Annotated in this window: 10 protein-coding genes and 3 tRNA genes; 6 read left to right on the top strand and 7 right to left on the bottom strand. The window is 59.6% G+C overall.

All coding sequences use genetic code 11. The annotated features are described in order from the left end of the window. Positions 1-145 precede the first annotated feature (145 nt). From IK083_05055 to IK083_05070, 4 genes are read right to left on the bottom strand one after another with little or no spacing between them, the layout of a single operon-like run. Positions 146-931: a hypothetical protein gene (locus IK083_05055; protein MBR4748924.1), complete on the bottom strand. Its 786-nt coding sequence runs from the start codon at positions 929-931 to the stop codon at positions 146-148. A gap of 3 nt (positions 932-934) precedes the next feature. Then, the gene (locus tag IK083_05060; GenBank protein ID MBR4748925.1) at positions 935-1,732 is read right to left on the bottom strand and encodes a hypothetical protein; all 798 of its coding nucleotides are present in this window, start codon (positions 1,730-1,732) and stop codon (positions 935-937) included. 51 nt (positions 1,733-1,783) lie between these two features. Then, positions 1,784-3,964 carry a polysaccharide biosynthesis tyrosine autokinase gene (locus IK083_05065; protein ID MBR4748926.1) on the bottom strand — a complete coding sequence of 727 codons (2,181 nt, stop codon included), beginning with the start codon at positions 3,962-3,964 and terminating at the stop codon, positions 1,784-1,786. Positions 3,965-3,979: 15 nt separating this feature from the next. Continuing rightward, positions 3,980-5,137, bottom strand: coding sequence for a polysaccharide biosynthesis/export family protein (locus IK083_05070; protein ID MBR4748927.1), 1,158 nt, complete (start codon positions 5,135-5,137; stop codon positions 3,980-3,982). A 181-nt stretch (positions 5,138-5,318) separates the two neighbouring features. Here IK083_05070 and IK083_05075 point away from each other — a divergent pair, with 181 nt between their 5' ends. The 4 genes from IK083_05075 to IK083_05090 all read left to right on the top strand — a co-directional run bounded on the left by IK083_05075 (position 5,319) and on the right by IK083_05090 (position 11,432). Continuing rightward, complete coding sequence (locus IK083_05075; protein ID MBR4748928.1) at positions 5,319-6,587, top strand: hypothetical protein; 1,269 nt, start codon at positions 5,319-5,321, stop codon at positions 6,585-6,587. A 97-nt stretch (positions 6,588-6,684) separates the two neighbouring features. Then, a complete protein-coding gene (locus IK083_05080; protein MBR4748929.1) occupies positions 6,685-7,947 on the top strand; it encodes a hypothetical protein in 1,263 nt (420 codons plus the stop codon). 117 nt (positions 7,948-8,064) lie between these two features. Continuing rightward, complete coding sequence (locus IK083_05085; protein MBR4748930.1) at positions 8,065-9,189, top strand: DUF1385 domain-containing protein; 1,125 nt, start codon at positions 8,065-8,067, stop codon at positions 9,187-9,189. Next, positions 9,186-11,432 carry a hypothetical protein gene (locus IK083_05090; GenBank protein MBR4748931.1) on the top strand — a complete coding sequence of 749 codons (2,247 nt, stop codon included), beginning with the start codon at positions 9,186-9,188 and terminating at the stop codon, positions 11,430-11,432. Before IK083_05085 ends, IK083_05090 begins: the two co-directional genes overlap by 4 nt. 44 nt (positions 11,433-11,476) lie before the next feature. Here IK083_05090 and IK083_05095 read toward each other — a convergent pair. The 3 genes from IK083_05095 to IK083_05105 form a co-directional block, all read right to left on the bottom strand. Then, a tRNA-Thr gene (locus tag IK083_05095) sits at positions 11,477-11,551 on the bottom strand. A gap of 28 nt (positions 11,552-11,579) precedes the next feature. Beyond that, positions 11,580-11,664: transfer RNA gene (locus IK083_05100), tRNA-Tyr, on the bottom strand. A gap of 7 nt (positions 11,665-11,671) precedes the next feature. Then, positions 11,672-11,747 (bottom strand) — tRNA-Thr (locus tag IK083_05105). Positions 11,748-11,930: 183 nt separating this feature from the next. Between IK083_05105 and IK083_05110 the strand changes: the two genes are divergently transcribed. Both IK083_05110 and IK083_05115 read left to right on the top strand, forming a co-directional pair. Beyond that, the gene (locus IK083_05110; protein MBR4748932.1) at positions 11,931-13,103 is read left to right on the top strand and encodes an LL-diaminopimelate aminotransferase; all 1,173 of its coding nucleotides are present in this window, start codon (positions 11,931-11,933) and stop codon (positions 13,101-13,103) included. 50 nt (positions 13,104-13,153) lie between these two features. Then, positions 13,154-14,230 (top strand): hypothetical protein, encoded by a 1,077-nt coding sequence (locus IK083_05115; GenBank protein MBR4748933.1) that lies wholly within the window; start codon positions 13,154-13,156, stop codon positions 14,228-14,230. Positions 14,231-14,620: the final 390 nt, after the last annotated feature.

Below are 14,620 nucleotides of genomic sequence, written 5' to 3' on the forward strand. Positions count from 1 at the left end.
GGAAAATGGTTTTGCAATAAACGGCCGGAGCGGGAGGGGCAATGGTAAAAAAACAGGGATTTTTGTGATATGCGAAGACGGGGCGAGGGCCGCCCGGCTCCCGGGAAAGGGGCCGCCGCAGGGGCGGAGTGAAGGGAGAGGCGGTCTATTTGCCGAAGAGCCTGCCGAAAAAGGACTTTTTCCCGGGGCTCCAGGGCTCCGGTTCGCCCGGGTCTATGGGCTCGTTGTTGATGAGCTTCAGCCCGTTTTCCACCAGCAGCCGGTCCGCGGCGGACTTGCGCCAGTGGGCCACCAGATACTCGTAGCCTGCGAACAGGCGGGACTCAAAATGCTTGCGCCGGTTGTCGGAGGCGGCAAAGGACACCCACCGAAGGGCGAGGAGCCGGTCGGCAAAGTCCTTGACGTCGTTGCCCCTGACGCCCATGATGCTGGGGACGTCTATCTCTATGAGGGCGCCCTGCCGGAGATAGCCTTCCAGTATGGAGGGGTCCCGTCTGTAGCGCTTGATGCGCTCGGGAGAGGCTATGATGGGCACGAAGCCCCCGGAGAGCAGGGAGTCAAACAAGGGGCCCAGCGTGTCGCAGACGTCGCAGTTCGGGTCGATGAGTATGTATCTGGTGCCGGCCATGGTGAGGGGCGCCCCGGACAGGACAGCCTTCGCCAGGTCAAAGACCGGCTTCACCGTATATCCGACGTGGAGGGTCAGCTCGGGAAACTCTATCCCGGCGTGGGCTTTCAGCTCTTCCAGACGCTCCGCGATGATCTCCAGAGCCCGGCCGGACTCCGTGCTGTCGATGGCCGGCGTGACGAACTGATGCCTCATACCCATGGAGTATTCCATGCGTATGACGGACAGGGATTCGTCCAGGCTGCCGGGGCCGTCCGGAGTGCCGTGGATGAGATGGGAATGAATGTCTGTAAGCTCTGCCATGCTCTATTTTTTACCGAATAACATATGCCAGAAGGACTTTTTGGACTGATGCCACTTCAGGGGCTCTTCGTTCTCTATGAGCCCGTTTTTGATCAAGGTCAGGCCGTTGTCTATGAGGAGCTTGTCCGCCAGGTCGCTGCTCCAGTGCTTGGATATATACTCGTAGCCCTTGAACATGCGGGACTCGGCGTGGGCCCTGTGGTTGTCGGAGGCCACAAAGGACACCCAGTTGTGGTCTATGAGCTCCCGGCAAAAGTTCTTGGTCTCGTCGCCGTAGCGGCCCATGAGGCTGGGAGCGTTGACCTGCAGCAGCACGCCCTTCTCCACGTATTCCTGCAGGATGGAAGGGTCCTTCTTGTAGTAGCCCATTCGTTCGGGATGGGCCAGTATGGGCACGTAGCCCGCCATCTGGAGCTGATAGAACATGTCCGACATGTTGTTGCTGTAGCCGCTGAAGAGAGGGCCTATGAGGATGTAGTCCGTGTCCCCCATGGTCAGCTTTTCCCCTTCGGTCTTCATGGCTCCCAGTATGTCAAAATCCGGGCCCAGCTCATAGCCGAGATACAGGGTCAGCTCGGGACATTCGGCCTTGCAGGTCTCCTTCAGGTGCTCCAGGAGCTCCTTCATCCGGGGGATGGCCTCCATCTCCGAACGGTCGTTCATATGAGGGGTGCAGAACTGATGCCGCATCCCCAGGTCATATTCCTCTTTGAGTATTTCCATGGATATGTGCTCATTGCGGGAGCCGTCGTCCACTCCCGGTATGACATGAGCATGCACGTCCACCATGTTGTTTACCATATTGTCTGTCCTTGCAAAAGGAGCGGCTTTCGCAAGCCGCTCCCACATCTCTTACTTTTTCTTCCGGCTGTCCTCGTCTGTGTAGGAGCTGTAAGAAGAATAATAGTAATACTTGGAGTAGTAGCCTCTCTTTGTCATAGGCAGCTTGTTCAGCACGTAGCCTACCAAAGGAGCGTTTACCGTCTTCATGGCGTCCAGAGCAAACTTCAGGCTGTTGCGCTTGGTCTGCTTGCAGGTCACCGTCATGATCATACCGTCCACGTAAGTCGCCACGATCTGCGAGTCCGAAATGAAGGTACAGGGCGAGGTGTCGTAGATGATGTAGTCGAACATGGTCTTCAGCTTCTCCAGCACCTCGATGTTGGCCTTGCTGGACAGGAACTCTGCGGGGTTGGGAGGCAGAGGACCGGTGGTCAGCAGGCTCAGGCCCGGGATACCCGACTCTCTGATGGCTTCCTCATAGGTGCAGAGGCCCTTCACCAGATTGGAGTAGCCGATGTTGTTCTTCAGGCCGAACCAGCGGGCGATGTTGGGCTTTCGCAGGTCGGCGTCCACCAGCAGCACTTTCTTGCCGTCCAGGGCCAATACGATGGCCAGGTTGACGGATATGGTACTCTTGCCCATCTTGGCGTCGGGGCCGGTGATGGCCAGCACCTTGTCGTTGGACTCATAGTGGGAGAAGAGCACGTTGTTCCTGAAGATCCTGAAGGGCTCCAGCAGCTGGTCCTTCTTGCTCATACCCAGCTGGGCTCTCTCGCCGGGAGCCAGCTCCACCAGAGGGATGCGGCCCAGACAGGGCAGAGTGGTGATCTTGTTGACGGTCTCGTCGTCATGTATGGCGTTGTCCAGATTGTCCACCACGTAGGCGGCCATGAGGCCGAAGATGAGACCCAGCAGGAAGAAGATAGCTACGTTCTTCCTGACGGAGGGCTCCACGGGGCGGAAGTTGGGGATGGCCTCGCTGAGGATGTAGCCCGAATTCAGGTTGGTCTCGGCGTTGATGCTCAGAGTGTAGTAGTTCTGAGTCAGCTGGGCCATGGTGTTCTGAAGTATCTTGTATCTTTCGGAGAGCTCCAGGAACTTGTCCATCTTGTCGGGCAGCACGGCGGCCTCGGCGTCCTTTTTGGAGTCCAGGGCGGTGAGAGTGGCCACTCTCTGGGTGAGCTCGGCAATGCTGGCCACCAGCTTGTTCTTCTCGGTCTTCAGGCTGGTCTTCACGGGGTTGTCCGCATAGGTGCGGCTGCTCTCCACGTAGCTGTTGCGGGTGTCGGCCAGCTTTTTCTCTTCAAACTTGATCTGCTCGTCGATGGCCGTGACCTCGGGGGAATCCGGCTGGAACTTCTGCAGCAGCTCGTTCTTCTGGGTGGTCAGGTTGTCTATACGGGTAAGTATAGCGGCAGCGGTGGGGTTGGTCTGATTGGCGCTGGTCACTTCCTTTTCGGGCTCAGCCTTGGAGGTGGCCTCCAGCGCCGCCAGAGATGCCTTGGCGCTCTCCAGCTCTATCTTCGCCTTTTCCAGCTCCGCGTCCACGCCGGAGCGGCGCTCCAGCAGCATGGCTATATCCCTGCCGTCCTCGGGCAGATAGATGCCTGTCTCCTTCTTGTAGCTGGCCAGCTCTTTTCTCACGCCTATGAGGTCCTTGGAGATGTTGTTCATCTCGTCCTCCACGTGGCTGATGGCCTGCTTGGTGAACTTGCGCTGCAGCTCTATGTCTCTGGCAAAATACACGTTGGCAATGTTGTTGGCAGTCTTGGCGGCCACTTCCGGATCCAGACACTTCACCTTGATGATGACGTAGTCGGCGTCGGTGGCGTTCTCCACGGAAGCCAGGTTGGGAGGACAGGTGAGAGAATTGAAGCCCTTTTGCTTCTCCTCATCCGTCAGCTCCTCAAAGGCCTGCTTCAGGGTGCCGTAGTCCTTGATGGCTTCGATATTGGCGGACAGGGACTTGCCGCTGGTGAGGGCCTGCAGGTTGGACAGCATGGACAGGTCGTAGCTGGCGCCTCTGGACGCCTGCTTCATCACCACCTTACAGGAGCTCTCGTATTTGACCGGCTGGCGGCCTACTCTGTAGATACCCAGCACTATGAACGCTACCAGGAATATGAGGACCACCGGCCACCGTCTCAGGAATATATCCCAAAAGTCCATGAAGACGAATTCGTCGGACTTGGAATCTACTATGATATTGTCTTTGCCGTATTTTTTCTCGTTTGAGGGTTCGTTGCTCATTCTATAGCCCTTCCTTTAATCCAGAACGTCATCCACGTCTCTTACAGTCCTGACCACGTTGCTCAGAGTGCTTATGACCGTCTTCCAATCAATGGCTCTGGTGCAGGGGACGAATACCACGTCGCCCGGACGGACGAAGGGGTTCTGGGTCATATCCTGGAGCTTGACGTATTTGTTGTAGTTGTACACCTTGGTGTCTTCCTCGGTGCCCTTGGGGCCGATGACGGCTATCTCGTTGTAGCGGGCCATGTTCTCCACGCCGCCGCCTGCCATGGCTATAGCCTCGGTGAGCCTGTAGGTCTCGCCCGGCTTGATCCTGAAGAAGCCCGGCTTCTTCACCCAGCCCACCACGGTGATGCCCAGATTGTACTCGGGCACTATGATGGTGGAGTTGTCCGCCAGGACTATGTTCTCCAGGGCGGCGCCTTCGCCGCCGGCAAGCACTGTCTGAGTGAAGTCCGCTATCTTCAGGGAGCCGTCGGGGGCGTACACCTTGACGTGGGCTATGTCCGCAGTCTCGGCAAAGCCGCCGGCAGCGGCTATGGCGGTGACCAGGTTGCCGGTCTTGCCGGCCAGTCTCTTGAAGCCCTGGTTCTTCACGGAGCCGATCACGTTGACGTTGACGGCGTTCTCCATATCTATGCGGATGATGTCGCCGTTCTTCAGCAGATAGTCGCTGGAAAGCACGTCGTCATAGGGGGTCTTATACAACGAGCCGTCCGTGGACTTGACCTCCACAAAGATGTCGCCGGCGCTCTGGAACTCGTCCAGCTTTTCCACTGAGGCAGCCCGGGCCACTATCTCGGCCAGGCCCATACCGGTCTTGAAGGTATATACGCCGCTCTTGGAAAAGGGGCCTATGACAAATACGTTGTCGTTGGTGGGGGTCTCTATGTTGACGTAGATCTCCGGGTTCTTCAGGCGCTTGGACAGCTTGTCTGTCAGCTCCGCCTTGATCTCCTCGAGAGTCTTGCCCTTAGCCACGATCTCGCCTGCCATGGGAAAAGAGACGGTGCCGTCGGGAGACACTCTGTAGTTGCCCGAGATATCATCCATTCCCACGACCGTGATGCTGAGCACGTCGTCTGCTCCCACGTTGTAGCCAAACAGCATACCCGGGAACAGCAGCAACGCCGCCAGCGCCGCAAAAAGCATTTTGATTGATTTGTGCATGCCGGTCTCCTGTACCAATATTCAACTTCATTATATAGTAAAACCCGAAAAAAGTCAAGCAAAATGGCCCCGCAGCCATTATTTCGGAGGTCTATTTATCCCCGCAAATTGTTGCGCCGGGGCCCGGGATGTGCTATAATATGAAAAACAGGGCCGGCGCCCTGCTATTTCAAGGTGAAAAATGACAGCTATTCTCATTCTTGCGGCCGCTCTTGCGGTCCTGGCCGGAGGCCGGGCGCGAGCCGCCTCCTATGACCCCACGGATTTCGGCGCCGTCGGAGACGGCAGGACCGACTGCACCGAGGCTTTTCAGAAGGCTCTGGACGCCGCCGGCGAAGCCAGATACGGCGTGGTGAAGGTGCCTGCGGGCAACTTTCTCTTCAGAGGCACCCTCAACCTGCCTACCGGCGTCACTCTGGAGGGCACCCGGACCTCGGTGCCTGCCAGCAACGGCCTGAGGGACAAGGGGCTCCCTCTGCCCACGGACGGCGGCTCCTGCCTGATGCCCTGCGCCTCCCGGGGCAACGAGGAGGGCGAGCCCTTCCTGACCATAGGCACCAACGGCACCGTGAAGGGCTTCGTGTTCTACTATCCCGAGCAGGAGCACGACGAGGTCCCGGCCCCCTACCCCTGGACCGTGGCCATGAGGGGCAAGAACCCCGCCCTGCTGGACTGCGAGCTCCTCAACTCCTACAACGGCATCGACGCGGCCAAAAACGAGCGGGCCCTGGTGCGCAACATCTCCGGCCAGCCCATCCGCAGAGGCATCTTCACGGACGAGATATACGACATAGGCCGGTGGGAAAACATCCACTGGAACCCCTGGTACAGCATGAACACCAAGCTGTGGAAATGGCAGCTGGAAAACGGCGAAGCCTTTATCTTCGGCCGCAGCGACTGGCACTACGCGGTGAACTGCTTCTGCTACGGCTACAAGATAGGCTACAAGTTCATCAAGACCCCCACGGGCACCTGCAACGGCAACTTCCTGGGTCTGGGGGCCGACGGCTGCAACGTGTCGGTGTATATAGAGCAGTGCAACCCCATGGGCCTGCTGTTCACCAACGGCGAATTCGTGGCCATGTTCGGCAAGGACCCGGTGATGGTGAAGGCCAGCGCAGCCAACAAGGGCGGCGTGGCCATGTTTGACAACTGCGCCTTCTGGGGCCCCTGCGACTCCAACGCCCGTATCAAGGCGGGCTCCTTCACCTTCAACAACTGCAACTTCGTGGACTATGACTGCCACGACCTGGGGACCCCGTCTCTGGACGTCTCCGGCGGCGACGTGATAGTGTCCGGCTGCCGGTTCCAGCACAAGGGGCAGGCGGTCCGGCTCTCCGAGGGCGCCGAGGCCCTGATCTTCAAGGACAACGTGCTGAAGACGGACCGGGTGATAGCCAATTCCTCCTCCGCTCAGGTCATCGAAAAGGACAACGTCATACTGAAATAAAACTCCCGGGGGCGTCCGCAAAAATATTTGCCGCGGACGTCCCCGGAGGGCTTTGGTATGCTATAATAGAAGCAGAAATACACTCAAGGAGACCATTATGAAGCTGAAAATATTCGCAGCGACTCTCATCCTGGCCCTGTTTGCGGCAGCCGCCATGGCCGTGGAATTCAACGTGAAGGACTATGGCGCCGTAGGCGACGGCAAGACCGACAACACAGCGGCCTTCCAGAAGGCTCTGGACGACGCCGGCAAGGCTCTGTACGGCACTGTGGTGGTGGACAACGGCAACTACCTGTTCAAGGGCCACCTGAAGATGCCCGTAGGCGTGACCCTCAAGGGCACCCGCGCCTCCGTGCCCGCCAACAACGGCATCCGGGACAAGGGCCTGCCCCTGCCCACCGAAGGCGGCTCCACCCTCATGCCCACCGAAAACAGAGGCAAGGAGAACGGCGACCCCTTTATCCTGATGGACACCAACTGCACCGTGCAGGGCTTCGTGTTCTACTATCCCGAGCAGGAGACCGAAAAGACTCCGGCCGCCTATCCCTGGACAGTGGCCATGAGAGGCAAGAACCCCGCTCTGCTGGACTGCGAGCTCCTCAACTCCTACAACGGCATCGACGCCTCCCAGAATGAGCGCCAGCTGGTGCGCAACATCTCCGGCCAGCCTCTGCGCAGAGGCATCTTCACCGACGAGATCTACGACATCGGCCGCTGGGAAAACATCCACTGGAACCCCTGGTACAGCATGAAGGGCGACCTGTGGGACTTCCAGCTGACCAAGGGCGAAGGCTTTATCCTGGGCAAGAGCGACTGGCACTACGTGTTCAACACCTTTGCCTACGGCTACGCCATCGGCTACCGCTTCATTGACAACGGACACGGCACCACCAACGGCCAGCTCATGGGCGCCGCTGCCGACGGCTGCAACACCTCGGTGCAGGTGGACGCCGCCAGCGGTCTGGGCGTGCTGATCACCAACGGCCAGTTCGTGGCCATGTTCAAGGATGACCCGGTCATGGTGCGCATCAAGGACACCAACAAGGGCGCCGTCATGTTTCAGAACTGCTCCTTCTGGGGCCCCTGCAAGAGCAACGTGGTCATGGAAGGCGGCGAGCTGACCCTGCAGAACTGCAACTTCGTCAACTGGGCGGACAACAGCCCCTCCGTGGACCTGAGAGCCGGCAACGCCATCATAGACGCCTGCCGCTTCCAGTCCTCCGGCATCCCCGTTCAGGTGAGCGGCACCTGCAAGGCCCTCATCTTCTCGGACAACATCATAAAGAGCGGCAAGCGCATCAGAAGCTCCATCAAGACCACCATCAAGGACATCAACAACATCTACGGCCTGGCCAATTAGGGACAGGCGGCAAGGCGGGGCCCCCGGGCCCCGTTTTTTTCGTCCGGGAGGCCCCCTTTGCCCGGGAACAAGAAGTGTGCTATAATATATATAGCAAGTTCACAAGAGGAAGGACCCATGTCGGAAGACGCCAACAAAAAGCCAGCCTACGGCGGACAGGCAGTCATAGAAGGGGTGATGATGAGAGGCAGATCTCATTTCGCCATAGCCTGCAGACGCGCAAACGGAGAGATCAGGACCACCCTGGAGCCGGTGCAGAACTATCTGGGAGGCATCGGCAGCTACCGCACTCCCTTTGTGCGGGGCGTCATCGCCCTCATAGACAGCATGTATCTGGGCATGAAGAGCCTCTTCTGGTCCAGCGATATAGCCATGACGGACCAGATGGAGGAGGAAGCCCGGCAGCGGGAAGAGGAGCTGGCAGGCTCCGGCGACCGGGAGCTGTCTCCCAAAGAAGCCAAAAGGAGAGAGCGCCTGCTCCGGGAGCAGCAAAAGGCCAAGAGCCAGCTGGACAGCGCCCAGGGCAAGGCCAACGGCATCCTCATAGGCGCCTCGGCCTTTGTGGGCATGGCGGTGGCTGTGGCCCTCTTTATGCTGGTGCCCATATACCTCAGCGGCTTTGTGACCAACACCCTGCTGCGCATACCTTCCGCCAACAAGTGGGCCTTTTCTCTGGTGGAGGGCTTTTTCAAGCTGCTGATATTCTTTCTCTACGTGTACAGCATCTCCTTTATGCCGGACGTGAGGAGGATATTTTCCTATCACGGAGCGGAGCACAAGACCATCAACGCCTTCGAGGCCGGGGAGGAGCTGACCCCCGACAGGGTCCGGGGCTACTCCCGCATACACACCCGCTGCGGCACCAGCTTCATACTCATAGTCATAGCGGTGACCATCATAGTATTTTGCTTCGTCCCCAACGAAAACAAGCTGCTGCGGTTCGCCCTCAAGCTGCTGGCCCTGCCTTTGGTGGCCGGCATCTCCTATGAGATCATCAAGCTGTCGGCCAGATTCCCCTGCTCGGTGTTTACACGGGTGTTTTTGTCCCCGGGCCTGCTGATGCAGCGTATCACCACCCGGGAGCCGGAGGACGCCATGCTGGAGTGCGCCATAGCCTCCCTGAAGCTGGTGGTGGACAAGGACAGGGAAGAAGCCGAAGGAGCCGGCGGGGAGGCAGCAGCTGACGGCGGCGGCCCGGAAGACGCCCCGGCGGAAGCCGGCAGCGGAGGCGCGGACACATGAGACTGCGGCTGCTCCTCCCTATCCTGCTGGCCGTACTGACGGCCTGCGGAGCCACGGCCGGGGATATGACCTACGTGCTGGTGACCTTCAGAGACACTCCCCTGGGGGTCATCAACGCCGAGAAGACCGGCGATTTTGCCGAGCTGACAGCCAGATCCGCCACGGGCCTGATGAACAGCCGCACCGCAGGCAGGACCTGCTTTCAGAACGTGGCTGCCACCATCGCCGCCGGCAGGAGGGTCAGCGTGTATCCGGAGAAGAGCAAGCCGGCCCCCATCGAATACTATCTGAAGACCCCTCCCGTATCCCCTGCTGCCCTGGCGGGCCATCCCTATTTTTCCAGCGGCTGCATAGCCGAGCAAAACGAACGGCTGCTGGGGGAGGCCGCGGACGGAATGTATCTCAGAGCCACCGGCAGGCCTATCCCTCCGGGAGCCATGGTGAACCCGGGAGCGGAACGGCTGGCCCGCACTGAGCAGAGCATAGACCCGGCGGCGCAGCCCGGGCTCCTGGCGGACACGCTGCAGGACGGAGGCGTGAAGATCGCTCTCTACGGCTGCAGCAGCTTTGACGGCCGCGGGCCATATGCCCGGCTGCCCTACCGGCCCTCCTATCTGCTGGGCTGCGGTTCCGACGGCCTGGTCACGGGAGAACACAGCGACTGCCTGAGCGCGGACAGACAGGGCCCCCTGGGCCTGACCACCGATTATGACGACATAGTCGCCCGGGTGTCCCGGGCCCGGGGAACGACCTTTGTGGTGGTGGAGGCCGGAGACCTGCTGCGGCTGACCGCCGAAAAGAGCCTGTACAGCCCCGGCAGATACAAGGTCGCCCTGACGAAGACCCGCCGCAGGCTCTACGATTTTTTGGCGGACCTGGACCGGGCTCTGAGGGGATCGGGAAATACCTACAGGGTGTGCGCCCTTTCCCTGGAGCAGTCGGGCCAGACCGGAGCCCTGCTCCCGGTGCTCATATACGGCTCGGACATCAAATCTGAATGCCTGCTCACCTCCCGGAGCACCAAGCGGCCCGGCATCATAGCCTGCGTGGACGTGACTCAGGACGTCTTTTCGTTTTTCGGCATAGACTGCCCCACCGCGGGCTTTGCTCCGGAAGTATGCCCCGGGGACGCGGACACCCTGACCAAAGAGGCCAACAGGATGCTGCTGACCTACAGGGCCCGGCCCACGGTGGTGATCATATTCGTGACCCTGACGGGCATATGCGCCCTCAGCCTGCTCACGTGCCTGATATTTTACCGGCGGCTGCCGGAGCAGATAAGGAGCCTGGTCAAGACCCTCACCATAGCGGTGATGCTCATACCCCTCGGGGTGTTCGTGTCGCCTGCCCTGAACGTCTATTCCCTGGAGAAGACGGGCCTCTTTTACCTGCTCTTTGCCCTGGCAGGCAGCCTGCTGCTGAGACGGCTGTCCACGGACAAGATCATCCTCACGGTGTGCTCCGTCACCTCCCTGGTCATCATGGCCGACACTCTCACGGGCTCCTGGCTCAGCAAGCGGAGCCTGCTGAGCTATGACCCCATGGTGGGAGCCAGATTTTACGGCCTGGGCAACGAATACGCGGGGATACTGCTGGCCTGCAGCATGCTGACCATCTATATGCTGTGGCAGCGTTTTGCCCGGGTCCGGGCCTTTGCGGTGCCGGTGGCTGCGGCGGCCCTGGCGGTGATAATGACCATAGGCCTGCCCGGGGCGGGGACCAATTTCGGAGGCATGGTGGCGGCCATACTGGGCTTTGCCTGCGCCGGCGTCATGTCCGTGTCCCTGAAGCCCGACCTGAAGACTGTCATAGGAGGCGTCATCTGCGCCCTGGCGCTGGTGCCCCTGATGATATATCTCAACGTACAGGACCCCCAGAGCCACATAGGCAGGTTTTTCAGCGTGGCCATGCAGGGCGACAGCGCCTTGGTGCTGACCACCGTCACCCGCAAGCTGGCCATGAACATCACCCTCATTCAGGCCTCCCGCTGGGTGTGGGTGCTGATCAGCTGTCTGGTGTTTCTCATAGTCATACTCTTCAACCCCAGAGGCCTCACCCGGCAGCTCTTTGACGGCCGCCGCATACTGAACGCGGGCTTTTGCGGCCTCATCTTCGGCCTCACCGTGGGCTTTGCGGTGAACGACTCGGGAGTGGTGATGATGGCCACAGGCATCATGTATCTCACCTACGCCCTGGCCCTGCTGCTGCTGAAGACAGCCGAAGAGGAAGCCCCCGGGGCCTGACCAACGCAAAAAAAGAGCGGAAAGCCGTGCGCTTTCCGCTTTTTTGGAGCCCAGAACGAGATTCGAACCCGTGACCTCCTCATTACCAATGAGGTGCGCTACCACTGCGCCATCTGGGCAAAACAAGGCGCCTGCAGGCGCCTTATATGGTGGAGAGTGTTGGATTTGAACCAACGTAGGCGTTGCCAACAGATTTACAGTCTGCCCCCTTTAACCACTCGGGCAACTCTCCATATCACTGGAGCCGACGATGGGACTCGAACCCGCAACCTGAGGTTTACAAAACCCCTGCTCTGCCAATTGAGCTACATCGGCAGGTCACAGCCACACCGTGTCTGACAATATATATTATACCCTATCCGTTTTTTCTTGTCAAGCGATAAGGAGGGCTTTTTCAAAATACTTGCCGGGGGCTCCGGGCCGGGCCCGCCGGCGGTGGACTTTTTGGCAGGTTTGATATATAATATATCTGTATAATCTTGAAAAAGGAGCCCCGACTTGGAAAGAGCAAAAAGACTTGAGACCATCCCCCCCTATCTCTTCGGTGAGATCTCGCGAATGAAAGCAAAGGCCATCGCAGAAGGCAAGGACCTGATCGACCTGGGCATAGGCGACCCCGATCTGCCCACCCCGGCGCCCATCATCGACGCCCTTTGCGAGGCGGCCCGGAACCCTGTGACCCACCGCTACGACGAGACCGAGGCGGGCTGGCCCGACTTTCTCGCCGCCGTGCAGAGATACTACCGGAGACGCTTTGGCGTGGAAATAGACACCGGCTCCGAGGCTATGCTGCTCATAGGCTCCAAGGACGGACTGGCCCACGTGGTGTGGGCTATGGTGGACCCGGGCGACGTGGTGCTGTGCCCCGACCCCGGCTACACGGTGGTGAAGGTCAACTCCATGATGGCAGGCGCCGAGATCTACAGCATGCCCCTGCTGGAGGAGAACGGCTTCCTCCCCGACTTTGACGCCATTCCCGGGGACGTGGCCCGGCGGGCCAAGCTCATGTATCTCAACTATCCCAACAACCCCACCGGCGCCGTGTGCGACCCGGCCTTCTATCAGAAGGCGGTGGACTTTGCCCGCAAGTATGACGTGGCGGTGGTCAGCGACATAGCCTACGCCGAGGTGACCTACGACGGCTACGAGGCCCCCTCCATGCTGCAGTGCGAAGGCGCCAAGGACGTGGTGATAGAGCTGCACTCCCTGTCCAAGACCTACAACATGACCGGCTGGCGCATAGGCTTTGCCGCCGGCGCCCCCCAGCTCATAGCAGCCCTGAACAAGCTGAAGAGCAACATGGACTCCAGGCAGTTCCCCGCCATCGATATAGCGGCTGCCTACGCCCTGGACCACGTGACCAACAGTGAGACCCTGGCCGTGTACAAAGAGAGACGGGACATACTGGTCAAGGGCCTCAGAGACCTGGGCTGGAACGTGCCCTGCCCCAAGGGCTCCCTCTACGTGTGGGCCCGGGTGCCCGAGGGCTACACCTCCGCCGACTTTGTCAAAAAGCTGCTGACCGAGGCCGGCGTGCTGGTGATACCCGGCAACGGCTACGGACCTCACGGGGAAGGCTACGTGAGAATGTCCCTGACGGTGGCGGGCGACGTACACGGCAGCCTGATCAAAGAGTTCATACGACGCATCAAAGCCGCCGGCATATTCTGACGAGGACCTTATCCCCGGAGGCAGGCGCCTTCGGGGATATATGATACACTATGGCAGACGACATCGAGATCTATCACCACTACGACAAAATAGCCCTGTACACCTATGCCGACGAAACGGCCTGGGAGTTCTGCTCCACCATGGGCTGCCACCTGGCCGGCACGACGGAGCCCTCCCCGGAAGACTGGCTGAAGGTGATCGGCATTGCAGACGAAGGACTGGAGAAATACTATGACCACGAGGACCTGGAAGAAGTGCGCATACTGCTGCGGCACGTGGCCCGGGCCGAAAGAGGCTTTTTGCTGAAAAGGCCCGTCCCGGGCATGACCGACACCGAGCTCACGGGAGCCCTGGCCGCCGGCGAGACCGGCGAAGAGGAAGTGATGGACGCCCTGGGCAGCGCCTTCGAGCCGGACGTGAATCTGGACTACTTTCTGCTGCTCACCGACGGCGTATCCGCAGAGGACAAAGACAAGGCCCTGCGGCGGGCCAAAACCTGCGCGAGGCTGGCCAAGTATTACTTTGGCGAAGACGCCATATACAACGACATCCTCGCCGCCTACGGCACCTGCCTCATATATCTGGGCAACGTCAAAAAGGCCACGGCTATGTTTGACACCATCTTTGAGGGAGACGAGATGAACCTGAGGAGCATGGTGGCCGTCTGCGACGCTCTGGAAAAGACGGAGCACAGTGAGCTGTACAAAAAGTATATGAGAGAAGCCATCAATACCGCCATGGCTCTGGAAAACGAGGAGATAGCGGCAGGTCTCATCGACATATTCACCTCCGTATTTCCCGACGAGAACGCCGAAGACTTTTTCCCCGACGTGCAGACCATGACGGAGATCATGGAAATGCGCTCTCCGGACGTGCAAAAGACCATCTGGAACAACGTGCAGGAGATGCACCCCCGGGATATGGAACGCCTCATAGAGGAGGAAGGCACGGCGGAGGAGCTGGACAGGCTGTTTGAGCACATCACCTGCCACGTGCGGATATGCTCCATGATCGCCGCCAAAACGGAGCCCGTGTACAGCGACTATCTGGAGCTCGCCAAGACAGAGGCCTCCGAGCACAAGCGGCTCCACACCCTGATAGAAAAATACAGGGACCGGCTGAAGTAAGCCCTGCGCAGGCAGCAAGCCTGCGCATTCTTTTTTTTGTCATCCCCGCGTCTATCCCCGATAGCGCGCGGGCGCGCTGCGGCAAGCGCAGCGCCCCCGCGTCATCTCGGCGGCCGATCCAGACGTCATCTCGGCGGTTTTCCCCCAGGGAAAACCGGTAATTCGGGGCCCCCACGAATAAAGGTATTCGTGGGGTGAATAAGATATCCCCTTCAAACTGTCGGAAAGGCCACGGCACAGCATCATATTCACCGCCGGGAGAAAGTCTGTTTTGTCCCGTTGGGCCGGTCCGCAGCCGGGGCTCGCGGTTCTGTTGCAGGGGATTTCTTACCGCCTCTTACAGAGGCGCCGAAATGACGTTGTGTTTGAACGGGACAAGAGGCGGCTGGT

It is taken from the genome of Abditibacteriota bacterium, assembly GCA_017552965.1.
Classification (GTDB): Bacteria; Armatimonadota; UBA5829; order UBA5829; family UBA5829; genus RGIG7931.

Coding starts and splice junctions, on each gene's coding strand:
- IK083_05055 (MBR4748924.1), bottom strand. CDS start 931: ATGGCAGAGCTTACAGACATTCATTCCCATCTCATCCACGGCACTCCG.
- IK083_05060 (MBR4748925.1), bottom strand. CDS start 1,732: ATGGTAAACAACATGGTGGACGTGCATGCTCATGTCATACCGGGAGTG.
- IK083_05065 (MBR4748926.1), bottom strand. CDS start 3,964: ATGAGCAACGAACCCTCAAACGAGAAAAAATACGGCAAAGACAATATC.
- IK083_05070 (MBR4748927.1), bottom strand. CDS start 5,137: ATGCACAAATCAATCAAAATGCTTTTTGCGGCGCTGGCGGCGTTGCTG.
- IK083_05075 (MBR4748928.1), top strand. CDS start 5,319: ATGACAGCTATTCTCATTCTTGCGGCCGCTCTTGCGGTCCTGGCCGGA.
- IK083_05080 (MBR4748929.1), top strand. CDS start 6,685: ATGAAGCTGAAAATATTCGCAGCGACTCTCATCCTGGCCCTGTTTGCG.
- IK083_05085 (MBR4748930.1), top strand. CDS start 8,065: ATGTCGGAAGACGCCAACAAAAAGCCAGCCTACGGCGGACAGGCAGTC.
- IK083_05090 (MBR4748931.1), top strand. CDS start 9,186: ATGAGACTGCGGCTGCTCCTCCCTATCCTGCTGGCCGTACTGACGGCC.
- IK083_05115 (MBR4748933.1), top strand. CDS start 13,154: ATGGCAGACGACATCGAGATCTATCACCACTACGACAAAATAGCCCTG.